Here is a 17473-nt window from a genome sequence, read left to right as displayed (position 1 = left end):
CACCGCTGCCTGCAAAAGCCTAAATCCGGTCCAGACGGTCCTTTGCCCGCAACGGCAGGGGCTAAGAGGGAATGCGGTGCGGGATGAAAATCTCAAATCCGCGGCTGTCCCCGCAACTGTAAGCGAAGAGCCAAGGCCGAAAGCCACTGGGAGTTTCCCGGGAAGGCGGCACCCAAGGCGATGACCCGCGAGCCAGGAGACCTGCCGTCTGCGACAGAAGAATCCGATCGCCCGGCGGGTTTCCGGGCAAGGAGCCCGGCTTTTTGGACCAGAACAGCAGTTTTTCGGCTGGCACAGCGGATATCTCGTCCGCCGACAGCGAAGCCTTGGCCGGCATCACGGTCATCGTTTGCGCCTCCTGTCGCGACGAAACCGGCTCCGACGCCCATCCCCGCGCCGGCGAACTGTTGGCCGAGGACACGCGCCATGCAGCGTCTGACGACCATATCCGAGTGCGCACGGTCGAGTGCCTTGGCAACTGCAAGCGCCGGCTGAGCGCGGCGATCCTGCGCGACGGCTGCTGGAGCTATGTGTTCGGCGACCTGACTGCGGCCAGCGGCGCCGACCTCGTCACTGGCGCAAAGCTCTTCGCCACGTCAACGGACGGCCTCATCCCCTGGCGCGGCCGGCCCGATTCCCTCAAGCGCGGCCTCGTGGCCCGCATTCCACCCCTCGACATGCTGAAGGACTAACCATGACCGCTTCCGTCTCCCGCGTTCCCTGCACCGTCGTCACCGGCTTTCTCGGCGCCGGCAAGACGACGCTGGTCCGCCATCTCCTGGAAAACGCCGGCGGCAAGCGTATCGCGATCATCGTCAACGAGTTTGGCGACATCGGCATCGACGGCGAGATCCTCAAGGGTTGCGGCATCGACACCTGCCCCGAGGAAAACATCGTCGAACTGGCCAATGGCTGCATCTGCTGCACCGTCGCCGACGATTTCGTGCCGGCGCTCGACCAGATCCTGTCGCTCAACCCCAAGGTCGACCATATCCTGATCGAAACCTCGGGCCTCGCTCTGCCCAAACCGCTGGTTCAGGCCTTCCAGTGGCCGACGGTGAAGAGCCGCGTGACCGTCGACGGCGTCATCGCCGTGGTCGATGGCCCGGCACTGGCCGAAGGTCGTGTCGCCAACGATATGGACGCGCTGCAGGCGCAGAGGACTGCTGACGACAGCCTCGACCATGACGACCCGGTCGAAGAAGTATTCGAGGACCAGATCGCCTGCGCCGATTTGATCATCCTGTCGAAAAGCGACCTGATGGACGCCGCTGGTTCGGCCCGAGCCAACGCCATCATCAATGAACATTCCGCCCGCGCAGTAAAAATCGTGCCGACGTCGCATGGCAAGGTCGATCCCTCGGTGCTGCTCGGACTTGGTCTCGCGGTCGAGGACGACATCGAGAACCGCAAATCGCATCATGACGGCGCTTTCGACCATGAGCATGACGACTTCGACACCTTCATCGTCGACATTGCCTCGATCGCCAATCCGGACGAACTGGCCAAGCGCGTCGCCACCGCCGCCGAACAGGAAAACGTGCTGCGCGTGAAAGGCTTCGTCGAGGTCGGCGGCAAGCCGATGCGGCTCCTGCTGCAGGCCGTCGGCCCGCGCGTCAATCATTACTATGACCGCGCCTGGACCGCCGAGGACGACCGCCGCTCGCGCCTCGTCGTCATCGGCCTGAAGGGGCTGAACCGCCCGGCGATCGAGCGTATACTCGCCGGCTGATTTCAGACACGGGCCGCGATGCATATCCTCACCACGACCTCCGCCTCGCTCGACGATCTCGCCGAGCCGGTCGATCTGCGGCAGACGCCGGCGGATATCGTGGCCTTGTCCTTCACCGACAGCGACCTCGCCGGCCTGGCGGCCGCGTGGAAGGCCGACGCCGGCCGGTTGCCCTCGATGCGACTGGCCGCTCTGCGCGACCTGCGCCATCCCATGTCCGTCGACCTCTGGATCGACAGCGTCGCCCGCCACGCCAAGATCATCCTGGTGCGCATCCTCGGCGGCTACGACTGGTGGCGCTATGGCTGCGACCAGTTGGCCTCGATCGCCCGCGAACGCGGCATAAAACTGGCGCTGCTTCCCGGTGAAAGCCACGACGAGGATATCAGGCTGATCGAAGCCTCGACGCTGCCGCGCCGGGAATTGGACACGCTGCTCAGCTATTTCCGCGAGGGCGGGCCGGCCAATATGGGCGCGCTGGTGCTGCGGCTGGCGGGGTTGGCCGGACAGGACGCGGCCATTGTTGAGCCGGTGGCGGTGCCAAAAGCCGGCTACTACGAGCCAGGCCGCGGCGTCGTCCCCCTCTCCCTCAAGGGCGAGGGAAAATTCGTGCCCATTCTCTTCTACCGCTCGATGCTGCTGGCCGCCGACGTCGCGCCCATCGACGCCCTTTTCGACGCACTGCGGCAGCGCGGCATGGCGCCTGTTCCCATCTTCGCCTCCAGCCTGAAAGACCCGACATCCCTGGCCTTCGTGGAAACGGCACTCGCCACGCTCAGACCCGCCGCCATCATCACCGCGACCGCTTTCGCCTCCGGCGCCGAACCGGGCGTTCAAACCCTGTTCGACCGCGCCGGCGTTCCCGTCTTCCAGGTCATCGTCGCCACCACCCGCCGCGACGTCTGGGAAAACAACCAGCGCGGCCTGGCCCCCGCCGACCTCGCCATGCATGTCGTGCTGCCCGAACTGGACGGCCGCATCCTCGCCGGCGCCATTTCCTTCAAGGGCGAAAGCGATGTCGATCCGGCACTTGGCCATCGTGCCTTCGCCAACCGGCCGGAACCGGATCGCGTGGCGCAGGTGGCGGAGCGTGTGGTCGCCTTCATCAAGCTGCAGGAGACGCCCCGTGCCGCACGCAAGCTGGCCATCCTGATCCCGGATTACCCGAGTGCGCCTGGCAGGACTGGCTATGCGGTCGGCCTCGATGTGCCGTCCAGCGTGCTGGCGATGCTGCATGACCTCAGCGAACAGGGCTATGTGGTTGAGGGGATTCCGCAATCGCCGCGGGCGCTGCTGGGGTTGCTGGAGGGAGGCGCGCAAGGGCTGGAGTTGGGGCAGTATCTCGATTTCTCTAAGGAACTGCCTGCTCAGGCAATGACTGCCGTTGAGGCGGCATGGGGAAAGGCAGAAGAGACAGGTTTGCGCGAGGCCCCCCTCTCTGTCCTGGAGATGTCCGGCAGGACAGAGGGGGGCGCCTCGCGCAAACCTTCGCTATCAACCAAACAGCACTTCCCCTTCCGCGCCGCGACCTTCGGCAACATCACCGTGGCGCTGGCTCCCGATCGCGGCCGCTCCGCTGATCGCCGCGCCGATTACCACGACCCGACATTGCCGCCGCGCCATGCCCTGCTTGCCTTCGGTCTCTGGCTGCGCAAGTTGCTCGGCGTCCATGCGCTGATCCATGTCGGCGCCCACGGCACGCTGGAATGGCTGCCGGGCAAGACCGTTGCGCTCTCGCAAAACTGCTTCCCCGAGATCGTCACCGGCGCCCTGCCCGTCATCTACCCCTTCATCGTCTCCAACCCGGGCGAAGCGGCACAGGCCAAGCGGCGCATCGCCGCCGTCACCCTCGGCCACCTGCCGCCGCCGCTGACCGGCGCCGGGCTGGACGAGGATCAGCACAAACTCGAACGGCTGGTCGACGAATACGCCCAGGCCGACGGTCTCGACCGCCGCCGCCGTGACCGCCTGGCAAAACTGATCGTCGACACCGCCCAAAAAACCGGCCTCGCCGCCGAAGCCGGTGTCGCCAGGACCGACGCGCCCGACGAGGCGCTGCGCCGTATCGACGCCTGGCTCTGCGACCTCAAGGACTTCGCCATCAAGGACGGGCTGCACATCTATGGCCGCGCCTCCGAGGACGAGCCCGATGCCATGCGCCGGCAAAGCGCCAAGGCTGAAAAGGCCGCGCTGCTTGCCGCGCTCGATGGCCGCCACGTCAAGGCCGGCCCGGCCGGCGCGCCCGCACGCGGCCGTTCCGACGTACTGCCCACCGGCCGCAATCTGTTCACCTCGGACCCACGCACCATGCCCACGCCTACTGCCTATGACCTAGGCCGCGCGGCGGCGGAAGAGGTCGTGCGCGGCTACATGCAGTCGCATGGGGACTGGCCGCGCTCGCTGGTCATCGATCTCTGGGGTTCGGCCTCGCTGCGCACCGGCGGCGAGGAGATCGCGCAAGGCCTGGCGCTGATGGGCTGCCGGCCGCAATGGGATGCCGCCACCGGCCGCATCACCGGCATCGAAGTGCTGCCGCCGGCAGCACTCGGCCGCCCGCGCGTCGACGTCACCTGGCGCATATCGGGCCTGTTCCGCGACATGTTTCCGACGCAGATCGCGCTGATCGACGCCGCCGCCAACGCTGTCGCCGCCCGCGACGAGGAGGCTTCGGAGAACCCGCTCGCGGCCCGGACCCGAGCGGACGGCAAGATCAGCCCACGCATTTTCGGCACCTCGCCCGGCACTTACGGCGCCGGCGTCGAGGATCTTTTGTCCAGAGGCGATTGGGGTGCGCGCGAAGAGATCGGCCGCGCCTATCTCGACGCCACTTCGCACGCCTATGGCGGTGCCGGCGGCGAAGGCATCTCGGCGCCCGGCGCGTTCGAAACCCGCATCGCCGAGGCCGATCTTCTCGTCCACACCGGCGACGATCCCGGCCGCGACATCCTCGAAGGCTCCGCCGACGTCGCCTTCATCGGCGGTTTTTCGGCCGCGCTTGCAGCACTTGGCCGGAATGCCGACGTCATCGTGCTCGACACGACAGACCCGCAAAAGCCAAAGCCACGCTCGGTCGGTGAGGCCGTATCGCGGGTGGTGCGCGCCCGCGCCGTCAATGCCCGCTTCATTTCAGGCCAGATGCGGCACGGCCCGCGCGGCGCCTCGGAATTCGCTGAGACCGTCGACCGGCTGGTTGGCTTCGCCGAAACCACCCATGCCATTTCAGGCGCACTGATCGAGGCCGTGCACGACGCCTATGTCGGCGACGCGGAAGTTCGCGCCTTCATCCTGCGAGAGAATCCGGCGGCGGCCAAGGTCATCGCCGAGCGCTTCCTGTCGGCGCGCCGGCGTGGCCTGTGGCATCCCTTGCGCAATTCCATCGACGACGATCTCGCCGCGCTGATTGCCGAGGCCGAGGCGCTGGGAGTGGCGGCATGAACGCCTTCTCGCGCCGCGGCGCCTGCCCGGCCTTGTCGGCACCGATGCAGACCGGCGACGGGCTGTTGGTGCGGCTCAACCCGATCTCGGGAGGATTGTCGCCCAAGCTTCTGATCGGACTGGCCGAATCCGCCTTGCGGCATGGCAACGGCATCATGGAAGTCACCGCACGGGGTAGTTTGCAGATACGCGGTCTGACAACAGAAAGTGCTGCGCTGCTGGCAGCGGAGGTGGACGCACTGGGCATTGCGGTGCGCACCGGCGTACCGGTGGAGACCGGACCGCTCGCGGGCATCGACCCGCAAGAGATCGCCGATCCGCGGCCGCTGGCTGAGCGGATCAGGGTGGCGCTCGAGGACGCCGGACTGACGCTAAGGCTGGGGCCGAAGGTGTCAGTGGTTGTCGACGGTGGTGGGCAACTGACGATGAATGCGGTGACGGCCGATGTGCGGCTGAAGGCGGTGCGAGCCGACAACGACATCGTTTGGAGCGTATCGGTTGCCGGCGACGGCCAAAACGCGAAGGTGTTGGCAAAGGTCGATGCGGATACCGCGAGAGACATCGCCGTGGCCGCACTGAGGATGGTCGCTGAGAAGGGGCGCGACGCTCATGCCCGTGATTTGTCTGAGAGGCAATTGGCGTCTCTCGCCGGTTGGGCATGCTTGACAGGTTTGCGCGAGGCGCCCCCCTCTGTCCTGCCGGACATCTCCCCCACTAGGGGGGAGATTGGCAGCTCGGACGTCGGCTCTCTTCTAACAACGCCGAAGATTGGCGAAAGCCGAGATGACAGTGTGATCTCCCCCCAAGTGGGGGAGATGTCCGGCAGGACAGAGGGGGGCGCCTCGCGCAACCCCATCGGCATTTTCCCCTTAGCCGGCGACACTTTCGCTCTCGGCATCGGCCTCCCCTACGGCAGCATGCCAGCAGACAAGATCATCAGCCTCGCAAAAAGCGCCCTCACCCTCGGCACCGCCGAAATCCGCCTCGCCCCAGGTCGTGCGATGCTTTTCGTCGGCCAACCGGCGGATACCAACCTCCCCCTCCAAACCACCGCCGCCACCCTCGGCTTCGTTACCTCCCCCACCGATCCGCGCACCCGCATCGCCGCGTGCCCCGGCACGCCGGCCTGCGCCTCCGGCCGCATTGCGACGCGCAACATCGCCGAGACCATCGCCGCCGAAAACGCCGATATTCTCGACTTCACGCTGCACATTTCCGGCTGCGCCAAGGGCTGCGCGCATCCCGGTCCGGCGGCGCTGACAATCGTCGGCGGCGAAAATGGAGCCGGACTTGTCGTGAACGCGACGGCAAAGGCCCTTCCTGCCGGCTACAGGCCGGGCTATGACGCCGCGCGCGGCTTCAGTCGCGTCGCAGCAGTGATCCGCAGCGCACGATTTCAGGGCGAGACCGCCGCCGCTTGCCTGACAAGGCTCGGGCCGGCGGCAATCGCCGAGACTTACCAACAGGCGCAAACTGAAAAACGGAAATGAGCATGGCCGCCTACGACTACATCCACGACGGCACGGCGATCTACGAGCGCTCCTTCGCCATCATCCGCGCCGAGGCGGACCTGTCTCGCTTCTCCGAAGCCGAGGCCGATGTAGCCATCCGCATGATCCATGCCTGCGGCCAGGTCGAAGCATCGAGCCATTTCGTTTTTTCGCCCGACTTCGTCGCCGCCGCGCGCAAGGCCCTTGCCGCCGGCGCGCCGATCTTCTGCGATGCGGAGATGGTCTCGCATGGCGTCACCCGCGCCCGGCTGCCGGCCGGCAACGAGGTGATCTGCACGCTGCGCGACCCGCGCACGCACGACATTGCCAAGGCGATCGGCAACACCCGCTCGGCGGCCGCGATCGACCTGTGGGGCGAGCGCATGGCCGGTTCGGTCGTCGCCATCGGCAATGCGCCGACGGCACTGTTCTATCTCCTGGAGAAGCTGCGCGACGGCGCGCCGAAGCCGGCGGCCATCATCGGCATGCCGGTCGGCTTCGTCGGCGCGGCCGAATCCAAGGATGCGCTGGCCGAGAATTCCTATGGCGTGCCCTATGCCATCGTGCGCGGCAGGCTTGGCGGCAGCGCCATGACCGCAGCCGCGCTCAATTCGCTGGCGAGGCCGGGCCTGTGAACGCGCTCCCCAAAGGCCGGCTCGTCGGCGTCGGCACCGGTCCCGGCGATCCCGAACTGTTGACGCTGAAGGCCGCGCGCGCCTTGGCCGAGGCCGATGTCGTCGCCTATTTCGCCAAGCGCGGCAACAACAGCAATGCGCGGGCCATCGTTGAGGCGCGCTTCCGGCCTGACATGCTGGAACTGCCGCTGCTCTATCCCGTCACCACCGAGATCGACAAGGATCACGACGACTACCGCTCGCAGATCACCGGGTTCTATGAGGAGTCGGCCGAGAAGGTCGCCGAACACCTTGAAGCCGGCCGAATGGTTGCCGTCCTGTCCGAAGGCGATCCGCTGTTCTACGGCTCCTACATGCATCTGCATGTGCGGCTTGCCCATCGTTTCCCGACCGAAGTCATTCCCGGCGTCACCGCCATGTCCGGCTGCTGGTCGCAGACCGGGGTACCGATCGTCCAGGGCGACGACGTGCTGACCGTGCTGCCCGGCACGATGAGCGAGTTCGAGCTGACGCGCCGGCTGGCCGACACCGATGCCGCCGTCATCATGAAGGTCGGCCGCAACCTGCCCAAGATCAGGCGGGCACTGGAAGCCACCGGCAAGCTGACGCGCGCCGTCTATGTCGAGCGCGGCACCATGGCCGGCAGCGTTTCGATGAAGCTCGCCGAGAAACAGGACGACAAGGCGCCCTACTTCGCCATCATATTGGTCGCCGGCTGGTCCGGCCGGCCCGGTGCCATGGGAGCGCAGGCATGAGCGGCCGTCTCACCGTCATCGGCCTTGGGCCTGGCAATGCCGATCAGGTCACCCCTGAAGCCCGCCGCGCCGTGGCCGAGGCAAAATTCTTCTATGGCTACAAGCCCTATCTCGACCGGCTGGACCTGCGCCCGGACCAGACCCGCGTTGCCTCCGACAATCGCGAGGAACTCGCCCGCTCCAAGGATGCCTTGATCAAGGCCGCCGAGGGCCATGACGTCGCCGTGGTTTCGGGTGGCGATCCCGGCGTGTTCGCCATGGCCGCCGCCGTCTGCGAGGCGATCGAGGCCGGGCCGGCCGAATGGCGCGCTGTCGACGTGGCGGTCGTGCCTGGCATCACCGCAATGCTCGCCGTTGCCGCTCGTATCGGCGCCCCGCTCGGCCATGATTTCTGCGCCATCTCGCTGTCCGACAATCTGAAGCCCTGGGATCTGATCGAGCTGCGCCTCCTGGCGGCCGCCGGCGCCGGCTTCGTCATCGCGCTCTACAATCCGATAAGCAAGGCGCGCCCCTGGCAGCTTGGCCGCGCCTTCGAGTGCCTGACCGCGATCCTGCCCGGCACCACGCCTGTCATTTTCGGCCGCGCCGCCGGCCGGCCGGACGAGCGCATCGAGGTCTATCTGCTGGCCGATGTCGACGCGCAGAAGGCCGATATGGCGACCTGCATCATCATCGGCTCACCGGAAACCCGCATCATCAAGCGCGGTGACAGGCCAGCGCTGGTCTACACGCCACGTTCGGCTGCGGGTTCGACAAAATGATCGACCCCAAATTGGTCAACAATCGCGGTGAGTTCATCGACGGTTTCAGCCGAAGGCACCTCCGGCAGATCAGGTCTGCGGACCATGATCACCTCGATGCCAAGCGCTCGCGCGGCGGCAATCTTGCCGTAAGTGGCAGCGCCGCCGCTGTTCTTGGACACGACAACATCGATGCTGTGTCTTTCCAGCAGCGCACGCTCGTCAGCTTCGCGGAACGGACCGCGCGCCAGCAGGTAGTCAGCGCCGGGCACGGCGAGCTTCGGCTCGACCGGATCGACGCTGCGGATGAGGTAATGGTGCTGGGGGGCGGCTTCGAAGGCCGCGACCTCCTGTCGGCCAAGCGCCAGGAAGACACGGCGCGGTGCCGGTCCAAGTGCCTGCACGGCATCGGTGACGCTATCGATCTCAGTCCAGCGGTCGCCTTCGATGGGCTCCCAGCCCGGACGGCGCAGAGCGAAGATCGGCACGCCGGTCGCTTGCGCCGCTTGCGCGGCATTGGCGGAGATTCGCGCCGCATAGGGATGCGTGGCGTCGATCAACAGATCGGTGCTTGTCTCCCTGAGGTAGGCGGCCAAACCATCGGCACCACCAAACCCTCCGGTTCGCACGGGCACGCCTTGCGCCACGGGGCTTTCGGTGCGACCAGCCAGCGACAGCGTGACCGAAGCGCGTACCGCCAGCTTTCCGGCCAGTTGCCGGGCTTCCGTGGTGCCGCCGAGGATCAGAATACGGTGGGTCATCATGCCTGCTGAAAATCCGCGCGGAGCCGGCTATACGTCGAAATGGCTGACGGTGATCGGCATCGGCGAGGACGGTTTAGCGGGTCTCGGCGACGAGGCCAAGCAGCGGATTGCCAAGGCCGAGATCATCTTCGGCGGCAAGCGGCACCTGGCGCTGGTCGCGTCCTTCGCCAAGGGCGAGCCACGTCCCTGGCCGGTGCCTTTCGATGCAGGGATGGCTGATGTGCTGGCCCTTGCCGGCCGAAACGTCTGCGTGCTCGCCTCCGGCGATCCCTTCTTCCACGGCGTCGGCGCGACCCTCGCCCGCAAGGTCGAGCCGCAGGAGATGCATGTCATCCCGGCGCCGTCGGCCGTTTCGCTGGCAGCCGCTCGACTGGGCTGGGCGTTGCAGGATATTGAGACTGTCTCGCTGCATGGCCGTCCGCTCGACCTGATCCGGCCGCTGCTGCAGCCCAATGCACGCATCCTGGCGCTGACGTCGGATGCCGAAGCGCCGGCAGCGATTGCCCGCCTGCTCACCGAACTCGATTTCGGCGCATCGCGGCTGACGGTTCTGGAAGCGTTGGGCGGCCCAAAAGAGCGCCAGCGGACCGCCCGCGCCGATGCCTTCGACCTCGAAAACATCAATCCGCTCAACGTGCTGGCCATCGAAATTGATTCGAATCAGCAGGCCCGCATCCTGCCGCTCACGGTTGGCCTGCCCGATCATCTGTTCGACCATGACGGCCAGATCACCAAACGCGAAATCCGCGCTATCACCCTGTCGTCGCTGGCGCCGAGGCGCGGCGAATTGCTGTGGGATATCGGCGCCGGCTCCGGCTCCATCGGCATCGAATGGATGCTCGCCCACCCCCAGATGCGCGCCATTGCCATCGAGGCCGACCCGAGCCGCGCCGCCCGTATCCACCGCAATGCCGCCGCCTGTGGCGTTCCCGGCCTCGTCGTGGTCGAAGGCAGCGCACCCAAGGCGCTGGCCAGGCTGGACACGCCGGATGCGATCTTCATCGGCGGTGGCGGCAGTGACACCGGCGTTTTGAACGCCGCCATCAAGGCGCTGCGCCCCGGCGGCCGGCTCGTCGCCAATGCTGTGACGCTGGAGATGGAGGCCCTGCTTCTCGCGCAGCACCTGAAACTGGGCGGCGATCTTACCCGGATCAACATTTCGCGCGCCTCGCCGGTCGGCTCGATGCAGGCCTGGCGGCCGGCCCTGCCGGTCACCCAATGGAGCTGGGTGAAGCCATGATGGTCGCGGGCATCGGCAGCCGAAAAGGCGTGAGCGTTGAAGACGTGCTTGCCGCGATTGAAACCGCTCTCGAAGCGCACGGGCTGGCGATGACTGCGCTTTCGGCGCTGGCAACAGCCGCGCTCAAGAAGGACGAAGACGCAATCGCCGCCGCAGGCCGCGCACTGAACCTTCCGGTCATCATCGTCGATGACGCAGCACTTCAGGCCGCCTCGCCAGCGACGCTCAGCAGCTCCAGCCTCTCGCAGGAACTGGCCGGCACGCCGTCGGTTTCCGAAGCGTCAGCCCTTGCGGTCGCTGGCGCCGGGGCAAAACTGCTGGGCCCTCGCACCGTGCTTGGCCCGGTCACCTGCGCCATCGCCATCAGCGGAGACGCGCCATGACCGTCCATTTCATCGGCGCCGGTCCGGGTGCCGCCGACCTCATCACGCTGCGCGGCGCAAAACTCCTGGCAAGCTGTCCGGTCTGCCTGCATGCCGGCTCGATCGTCGCCCCCGAATTGCTGCAGTATTGCGCGCCAGGCACGAAACTGATCGACACCGCGCCGATGTCGCTCGACGAGATCGAGGCTGCCTATGTCGAGGCCCACAAGGCAGGCCACGATGTGGCCCGCCTGCATTCCGGCGACCTGTCGGTGTGGAGCGCGGTGGCCGAGCAGATTCGCCGGCTGGACAAGCACGGCATCCCCTACACGCTGACGCCGGGCGTGCCCTCCTTCGCTGCTGCCGCCGCAGCGCTGCGGCGCGAGCTGACCATTCCCGAAGTCGCGCAGAGCCTGGTGCTGACCCGCGTCTCCGGCCGCGCGTCAAAAATGCCGCCCGGCGAAACGCTGGCCGGCTTCGGCCGCACCGGCGCCACGCTCGCCATTCATCTTGCCATCCACGCCATCGATCGCGTCGTCACTGAGCTGACGCCGCATTATGGCGGCGATTGCCCGGTGGCGATCGTCTTCCGCGCCTCCTGGCCGGACGAGCGGGTGCTGACCGGTACGCTGGAAACGATCGAGGCGAAGCTTGCCGCCGATCCGATGGAGCGCACCGCGATCATCTTCGTCGGCCGCTCGCTGGCGGCGGAAGGTTTTGGCGAAAGTTCATTGTACGACGCCCACTATCAGCGGCGTTTTCGCGGACGGGACGGATTGTGAGCGGCAGCACCAAAACCAAGGGCGAAAACGCCACGCTCGAACAGGCGCTCGCGCGGCTGAATTTCAAGCCGCGCCCGCTGGAGCCGGGCCATGTCTGGCTGGCCGGCGCCGGCCCCGGCGACCCCGGCTGCCTGACGCTGGAAGTGCTGGCGGCGTTGGCGGAGGCGGACGCGCTGGTCTATGATGCGCTGGTTTCACCGGATGTCGTGGCGGTTGCTGCAAGCGCCGAGCTTTTCTTCGCCGGCAAGCGCGGCGGAAAACCGTCGATGAAGCAGGACGACATCACCGCTCTGCTGGTCCGGCTGGCGCGTGAGGGCCGTCGTGTCGTCAGGCTGAAAGGCGGCGATCCCTATATTTTCGGCCGCGGTGGCGAAGAGGCGCTGGCGCTGGCACGCGAAAACATCCCGTTCCGCGTGCTGCCAGGCCTGACATCGGGGCTCAGTGCGCTCGCCGCCACCGGCATCCCGGCCACCATGCGCGGCATCAACAAGGCGGTGATCCTGGCAACCGGCCATGCCGCCGGCACCGACGACGACATCGACTGGGCCGCAATCGCCCGCACCGGCCAGCCCGTCGTGGTCTATATGGGCATGGCGAACCTGCCGCTGATCGCGGCAGCGCTGCTCGATGGCGGGCTGGCGCCGTCGATACCGGCGGCGGTGATCGTCGCCGCCACCACGCCGCAGGAGCGGACCGTCGTCGCCACGCTCGCCACCATCGCCGAGGAAGCGGCCGCCGCCGGGCTGACCTCGCCGGCGCTGATCGTCGTCGGCGGCATCGTCGCCATGCGCGCGGCATTAATGGAGCAAGCATGACCGCCCGCGCCATCATCATCGGCGCGCCGCGCTCCGGTTCGGGCAAGACCAGCGTCACCATCGGCATCTTGCGCGCGCTCACCCGGCGCGGCCTGAAAGTGCGCGGCGCCAAGTCCGGCCCCGACTATATCGACCCCGGTTTCCACACCGCCGCCACCGGGCTTTCCGGCGTCAACCTCGACAGCTGGGCGATGCCACCCTCGCTGCTCAACGCGCTCGCCGCGCAACAGGCCGACGACACCGATTTCGTCATCCTCGAAAGCGCGATGGGCCTGTTCGACGGCATTCCGGCCGCGCCGGGGCGCACCGGTTCGGCGGCCGACCTCGCGCGGCTCTACGGCCTGCCGGTGCTGCTGGTACTCGACGTGTCCGGCCAGTCGACCACGGCGGCGGCCGTCGCCAAGGGATTTGCCACCTACGACCCGGATGTGCGCATGGCCGGCGTCGTGCTCAACCGGCTGGGCAGCGAGCGTCATCGCCGCCTGTCCGGCGACGCCATCGAGGCCATCGGCCTGCCCGTCGTCGGCGCCATCTTACGCGATCCCACGCTCAGTCTGCCCGAGCGGCATCTCGGCTTGGTCCAGGCCGGCGAATATGATGATCTGATGGCCCATCTCGACCGGCTGGCGGACATGGCGGAGAAATCGCTCGACCTCGATGCCGTGATGAGGCTGGCAACGCCCCTCGCCCCGGCAGCCGGCGGCTTTGGCGATGCGCTGCAACCGCCCGGCCAACGCATCGCGCTGGCCGAGGACGCCGCCTTCACCTTCCTTTACCCGCATGTCGCCGCCTGCTGGCGCAAGGCCGGCGCGGAGATCGTTCCATTCTCGCCGCTTGCCGATGAGGCACCTAGCGACAGCTGCGATGTCTGCTGGCTGCCCGGCGGCTATCCCGAGCTTCATGCCGGGAAGCTTGCCGCTGCCACGAATTTCCATGCCGGCATGGCGCGTTTCGCCGCGACAAAACCCGTCCACGGCGAGTGCGGCGGCTTCATGGTGCTTGGTCAAGCGCTGGAGGATGCCGCCGGCGAAACGCATCGCATGCTCGGCCTGCTCGGCCATGCCACCAGTTTCGCCAGGAGAAAAATGAACCTCGGCTATCGCGAGGCGCGGCTGCGCGCCGATTGCCCGTTGGGCTCGCAAGGCGCGCTGATCCGCGGCCATGAATTCCACTATGCGCAGATGACGGCCACCGGTAATGACGAACCGCTGGCCGACCTCGCCGACGGCCAGGGCAATCCGATCGGCGCCTCCGGCTACCGACGCGGTCCTGTCAGCGGCACCTTCTTCCATGCGATAGCGAGGGCCAGCGCATGAAGCTCCCGAATTTGACCCTATCACCCAGGCAAATCCTCGACGACGTCGCGCTTTGCCTGGTCTTCTTCACCCGCCTGCCCTTGCCCGATTTCGACTTTCGCGGTCGCAGCCTCGCCGCCGCGATCTGGGCCGCACCGATCGCCGGCCTCGTCGTCGGGCTGATCGGCGCCATCGTCTTTGCCACGGCGGAGCGATTCGGCCTCGCCATGGGGCCGGCGGCAGCACTTGCCCTTGTTGCAACCGTGATCACCACCGGCTGCCTGCACGAGGATGGACTGTCCGATGTCGCCGACGGCTTTGGCGGCGGCAAGTCGCGCGGCCGCAAACTCGACATCATGCGCGACAGCCGCATCGGCGCCTATGGCGCCATGGCGCTGGCCCTGTCGCTGCTGATCCGCTGGAACGTGCTTTCCGAGCTCGTGGATCCCACGCAGGCGCTCTTTGCCCTTGTTGCCGCGCATTCGGCCTCGCGCGGCGTGCTGGGCGCCTTCATGCACCTCCTGCCCCCGGCGCGCTCCGACGGCCTCTCGGCCGGCGCCGGCACCGTCTCGCTTGAAACCGCGATTGCCGGCGCCGTGCTTGGCGCGATCCCGCTTCTCCTGCTCGGGGTCGGCGGCGCCGTCGCCGCGCTGATCCTGCTCGGCCTGTTCTTTGCCGCTTTCCATGCCCTTTGCCTCAACCAGATCGGTGGCCAGACCGGCGACACGATCGGCGCCTTGCAGCAGGTCAGCGAAATCGCGGTGCTTCTCGTCGCTTCCGTCGCGCTTTCCTGATTCCCCTTGACCTGATTCCCTTTTGGAGACCTTGCCCCCATGCCCTTCAAATCCCTCGATGAATTGCGTGCCGCCTGCCTCGATCTGCCCGCCGGCAGTGATACCGCCGCAAAGGCGGTTGCCAGCCGCCAGGACACGCTGACCAAGCCGCAAGGCAGCCTCGGCCGGTTGGAAACCATCGCCGCCTGGCTGGCGCGCTGGCAAGGCCGGGACATGCCCAGGCTCGACCGGGTGAAGGTGTTCGTCTTCGCCGGCAATCACGGCGTCACCGCGCAAGGTGTTTCGGCCTTCCCTTCAGAAGTCACCGTGCAGATGGTGGCGAACTTCGCTGGCGGCGGTGCCGCCATCAACCAGCTTGCCCGCATCGCCGGCGCCGAGCTCGACGTCATCCCGCTCGACCTCGATCATCCCACGGGCGACTTCACGCAAGTGCCGGCAATGGACGAGAAGGCCTTCCTCGCTGCCGTCTCAGCCGGCTATGACGCCGTGACAAAGGACCTCGACCTGATCTGCTTCGGCGAAATGGGCATCGGCAACACCACGCCGGCGGCCGCCATCTCAGCGGCGCTGTTCGGCGGTGGCGCGGAAAAATGGACCGGACGCGGCACAGGCGTCGACGACGCCGGTCTCAAGCGCAAGGTGGTCGCCATCGAAGCAGGCCTCAAGCGCCATGCCGCCGCCCTTGCCGATCCGCTGAGCATTGCGGCCGCACTCGGCGGCCGCGAACTCGCCGCCATCTTCGGCGCCACGCTTGCCGCCCGCCACCTCGGCATACCCGTGCTGCTCGACGGCTTCGTCTGCACGGCTGCCGCTGCCCCGCTGGCCAGGCTGCATCCGACTGGCCTCTCCCACACCATCGCGGCCCATGTCTCGGCGGAATCGGGCCACCGTGGTCTGCTCGAAGCGCTCGGCCTGCCGCCGCTGCTCGATCTCGGCATGCGGCTCGGCGAAGGCTCCGGCGCCTGCCTCGCCGTCAACATCGTCCGCTCGGCGCTGGAGTGCCATGCAAGGATGGCAAGCTTTGCCGAGGCTGGTGTGTCGGAGAATTAAACTCCATCGAAATTTCAACACTGTTGAAACATCGAAATAACGTCATCTTGATTATTCGAGGCTATGCCAAACCCGCACAACGGGCGCCTTCTCTGATCGCAGCAATGGCGAGAGGATTGGTAACCGGATAGGTTCTGATGAACACTTCGGGCGTGAAGTCCGGGAACTCGTCCTTCAGTCGCGAATTGATCTTAGCGACCTGAGGCGTTTCATTGAGCATCGCATGAGCCATTGCCAGAAACAGAAGTGTGGCGGGCGAATCTGGCGCAGATTGACGTAGCGCGAGCAGCGATTCCCGATAAAGGCCTAGAACGTAGCTGCATCGCGCAAGCATTCCATAATACCAGGGAACATAAGGATTTAGCTGGACCGCTCGCTTGGCCAGTTCGTAGCCACGCTTCGGGTCGCTACCAACAAGAGCAAGGCTACCCGCAAGAAGGGCAAGCGAGTCAGCGTCATTTGGAGCAGCCGCCAACACTCGGTCATGTTCTTCGACAGCAGCTTCGACATCGCCCTGCAATGCCCGAAGATCGGCAAGCATAATGCGGGCGTAAACATCGGCCGGATCGAGCGCCAGCGCTTGCTTGACACATTTGCTCCAGCTCTCGATCGAGCCGGAAACGTTGTCGGTAAACCCGTTGATAGCATCCACAGCATGCGCAAGTGCCAGCGCGGTCCAGGCTCTTGCTAGACCCGGGTCGAGTTCGATTGCACGCGCCAGTAGCCGTATCGCCTCCTTGTTCGACTCACGGGTGAAAAGGTGCTTCTGTTCAAGCCCAAGCAGATAGCAGTCATAGGCCTGCAAACTTGCTGGAGGCTTCCGACGAGCCGCATCGCGTCGCAGATTGGCGAGCTGACCGTGGCAAGTTGCAAGGACATTGATGACGTTTTCGGTCACGCTGTCCAGCATCGCAAACAGGTTGTTCGCGGAACGATCGTAACGCACCGTCCAAACATCGACCCCTGTATGGGCGTCGACGAGTTGAACGCGGATGCGCACCCGCTGCCCGTCCACTTGAAAACTTCCCTCGATCACGTAGTCGGCATTCAACTCTCGTCCGAGGGCTCGCACGTCAACACGCCGTCCCTTGTAGGAAAGCATTGTTTGGCGGGCGATCACCGCAAGGTCCCGGTAGCGGGCGAGATCAACTATGAGGTCCGCCGACAAACCATCAGCGATACGAGTCCAGCGTTCTTCTCCGCTTAGATTGTCGAACGGGAGAACTGCGAGGACCGGTGGACCCGACTCGTCGGTCGAAAGGCTTCCGGGTAGTGCCTGGCTGAGGTCCTGCTGGCGATGAGCGGCAAGTAGCGCAGCAAGCGCCACTTTGCTGCGAACATCGAGCTTCCGATAAATGGCCGAAAGATGGGTCCGAACGGTGGTAGGCGCTATGAAGAGCGTTTCGCCGATTTCGCGATAGGTCATTCCCTCCGCGAACTTTGCCGCGACCACCAACTCCCGCTCCGACAAGCCGGCGAGTGGATTGCCTACGGCGCGAAGCATTGTTTCGAACTCCCCATCCGCTGCCGACCTGTGGCTGAGAACCGATGGCCTTGCCTTAGTGAAATACTACAGATGCGACA

Annotated in this window: 16 protein-coding genes and 1 riboswitch; of the genes, 14 read left to right on the top strand and 2 right to left on the bottom strand. The window is 66.3% G+C overall.

The window, feature by feature from the left end:
• The first annotated feature begins 18 nt into the window (after window positions 1-18).
• Window positions 19-223: riboswitch (cobalamin riboswitch) on the top strand.
• A 40-nt stretch (window positions 224-263) separates the two neighbouring features.
• From AC04SF_RS10430 to AC04SF_RS10400, 7 genes are read left to right on the top strand one after another with little or no spacing between them, the layout of a single operon-like run.
• Window positions 264-692, top strand: coding sequence for a DUF1636 family protein (locus tag AC04SF_RS10430; protein ID WP_488477721.1), 429 nt, complete (start codon window positions 264-266; stop codon window positions 690-692).
• A 2-nt stretch (window positions 693-694) separates the two neighbouring features.
• Window positions 695-1732 (top strand): cobalamin biosynthesis protein CobW, encoded by a 1038-nt coding sequence (gene cobW / locus AC04SF_RS10425; protein ID WP_488477720.1) that lies wholly within the window; start codon window positions 695-697, stop codon window positions 1730-1732.
• Window positions 1733-1750: 18 nt separating this feature from the next.
• On the top strand, window positions 1751-5167 hold the full coding sequence (cobN, locus tag AC04SF_RS10420) for a cobaltochelatase subunit CobN (RefSeq protein ID WP_488477719.1): 3417 nt from the start codon (window positions 1751-1753) through the stop codon (window positions 5165-5167).
• Window positions 5164-6657 (top strand): precorrin-3B synthase, encoded by a 1494-nt coding sequence (gene cobG, locus AC04SF_RS10415; protein WP_488477718.1) that lies wholly within the window; start codon window positions 5164-5166, stop codon window positions 6655-6657. The genes cobN and cobG overlap by 4 nt, the downstream gene beginning before the upstream one ends.
• A gap of 2 nt (window positions 6658-6659) precedes the next feature.
• The gene (locus AC04SF_RS10410) at window positions 6660-7292 is read left to right on the top strand and encodes a precorrin-8X methylmutase (protein WP_096447192.1); all 633 of its coding nucleotides are present in this window, start codon (window positions 6660-6662) and stop codon (window positions 7290-7292) included.
• Window positions 7289-8047 carry a precorrin-2 C(20)-methyltransferase gene (locus tag AC04SF_RS10405; RefSeq protein ID WP_488477717.1) on the top strand — a complete coding sequence of 253 codons (759 nt, stop codon included), beginning with the start codon at window positions 7289-7291 and terminating at the stop codon, window positions 8045-8047. The genes AC04SF_RS10410 and AC04SF_RS10405 overlap by 4 nt, the downstream gene beginning before the upstream one ends.
• Complete coding sequence (locus AC04SF_RS10400) at window positions 8044-8808, top strand: precorrin-3B C(17)-methyltransferase (RefSeq protein WP_488477716.1); 765 nt, start codon at window positions 8044-8046, stop codon at window positions 8806-8808. Before AC04SF_RS10405 ends, AC04SF_RS10400 begins: the two co-directional genes overlap by 4 nt.
• Here AC04SF_RS10400 and AC04SF_RS10395 read toward each other — a convergent pair.
• Window positions 8772-9548: a cobalt-precorrin-6A reductase gene (locus tag AC04SF_RS10395; protein ID WP_488477715.1), complete on the bottom strand. Its 777-nt coding sequence runs from the start codon at window positions 9546-9548 to the stop codon at window positions 8772-8774. The two genes, AC04SF_RS10400 and AC04SF_RS10395, sit on opposite strands and share 37 nt — an antisense overlap.
• Before the next feature lies 1 nt (window position 9549).
• Between AC04SF_RS10395 and cbiE the strand changes: the two genes are divergently transcribed.
• The 7 genes from cbiE to cobT are packed head-to-tail and all read left to right on the top strand — an operon-like array spanning window position 9550 to window position 15889.
• On the top strand, window positions 9550-10791 hold the full coding sequence (gene cbiE / locus AC04SF_RS10390) for a precorrin-6y C5,15-methyltransferase (decarboxylating) subunit CbiE (RefSeq protein ID WP_488477714.1): 1242 nt from the start codon (window positions 9550-9552) through the stop codon (window positions 10789-10791).
• Entirely contained in the window at window positions 10788-11174 is a 387-nt protein-coding gene (locus tag AC04SF_RS10385) for a cobalamin biosynthesis protein (protein WP_488477713.1), read from the top strand. The genes cbiE and AC04SF_RS10385 overlap by 4 nt, the downstream gene beginning before the upstream one ends.
• Window positions 11171-11935 carry a precorrin-4 C(11)-methyltransferase gene (gene cobM, locus AC04SF_RS10380; RefSeq protein ID WP_488477712.1) on the top strand — a complete coding sequence of 255 codons (765 nt, stop codon included), beginning with the start codon at window positions 11171-11173 and terminating at the stop codon, window positions 11933-11935. The genes AC04SF_RS10385 and cobM overlap by 4 nt, the downstream gene beginning before the upstream one ends.
• Window positions 11932-12750 (top strand): uroporphyrinogen-III C-methyltransferase, encoded by an 819-nt coding sequence (gene cobA, locus AC04SF_RS10375; protein WP_488477711.1) that lies wholly within the window; start codon window positions 11932-11934, stop codon window positions 12748-12750. The genes cobM and cobA overlap by 4 nt, the downstream gene beginning before the upstream one ends.
• A complete protein-coding gene (locus tag AC04SF_RS10370; RefSeq protein ID WP_488477710.1) occupies window positions 12747-14066 on the top strand; it encodes a cobyrinic acid a,c-diamide synthase CobB in 1320 nt (439 codons plus the stop codon). Before cobA ends, AC04SF_RS10370 begins: the two co-directional genes overlap by 4 nt.
• Entirely contained in the window at window positions 14063-14839 is a 777-nt protein-coding gene (gene cobS, locus AC04SF_RS10365) for an adenosylcobinamide-GDP ribazoletransferase (RefSeq protein ID WP_488477709.1), read from the top strand. The genes AC04SF_RS10370 and cobS overlap by 4 nt, the downstream gene beginning before the upstream one ends.
• Window positions 14840-14878: 39 nt before the next feature.
• Window positions 14879-15889 (top strand): nicotinate-nucleotide--dimethylbenzimidazole phosphoribosyltransferase, encoded by a 1011-nt coding sequence (cobT, locus tag AC04SF_RS10360; RefSeq protein WP_488477708.1) that lies wholly within the window; start codon window positions 14879-14881, stop codon window positions 15887-15889.
• Window positions 15890-15950: 61 nt separating this feature from the next.
• Here cobT and AC04SF_RS10355 read toward each other — a convergent pair whose 3' ends face one another.
• The gene (locus AC04SF_RS10355) at window positions 15951-17393 is read right to left on the bottom strand and encodes a LuxR C-terminal-related transcriptional regulator (RefSeq protein ID WP_488477707.1); all 1443 of its coding nucleotides are present in this window, start codon (window positions 17391-17393) and stop codon (window positions 15951-15953) included.
• Between the last annotated feature and the right edge of the window lie 80 nt (window positions 17394-17473).

It is taken from the genome of Mesorhizobium sp. CNPSo 4671, from assembly GCF_057784245.1.
The sequence above is the reverse complement of the archived record's forward strand: the minus strand, read 5'-3'. Positions and strand labels throughout refer to the sequence as shown.